This window comes from Eikenella sp. HMSC071B05 (assembly GCF_001811325.1).
In the GTDB taxonomy this organism is placed as follows: Bacteria; Pseudomonadota; Gammaproteobacteria; order Burkholderiales; family Neisseriaceae; genus Eikenella; species Eikenella corrodens.
Map to the genome: position 1 here is coordinate 1 of NZ_KV804536.1, position 653 is coordinate 653.

The 653-nt window shown below is 47.0% G+C and carries 1 protein-coding gene; it reads right to left on the bottom strand.

Going from position 1 to position 653, the window contains the following annotated elements; all coding sequences use genetic code 11:
- Positions 1–649, bottom strand: a 649-nt coding sequence (locus tag HMPREF2796_RS00940) for an IS1595 family transposase (protein ID WP_070630255.1), incomplete at its 3' end; no start/stop codon positions are given.
- Positions 650–653 lie beyond the last annotated feature (4 nt).

Consider the following 653-nt stretch of genomic DNA (forward strand, 5'->3'; position numbering starts at 1 on the left):
AGGTTAGACTATCTTTTACCATTTGTTTTAACATGGCAATTTGAGATTTCATTTCATTGTTGTTAAATCGCCATTCGCACTCTTTCAAATACAGCTCGAAATGCTTTTTCGGAATGCCGTTGAATTTACGCAAATGACGTTTGGCCTGACTCCAGAAGTTCTCAATCCCGTTGATGTGGTTTTGCCTGTCTGCAAAACAGGTGCGGTGATTGATGCGCAAGTGGTTAAACTCGCTAACATCCAATACATTGTAGGCACTGTGGCAATCAGTATAAACCACGCTGTCCGGTCTTACCTTCTCCCGGATAATCGGCAGCAGGGTAGCCGACTGCGTATTGGCTACGGTAACGGTGTAAACCTTACCGTTACGCTTCAACAGTCCGAATACCACCACTTTGCCGGCTGCCCCGCGACCGCGTTTGCCTTTGCAGCAGCCGCCAAAATAACTTTCATCTGCTTCTACTTCGCCATCAAACATTTCCAAGTGTTCGCAACGATTAAAGATAAGCAAGCGTAAACGGTGAAAGTAGTAGGCAGCGGTGTTTTTGTTGACTCCGGCCAATTCGGCGGCAGTACGGGCGGTTGCTCCTGCAACGAACAATTCGATCAGTTTGTTTTGAACGGGCTGGCTGAGGCGACTTTTTCTCATAGGA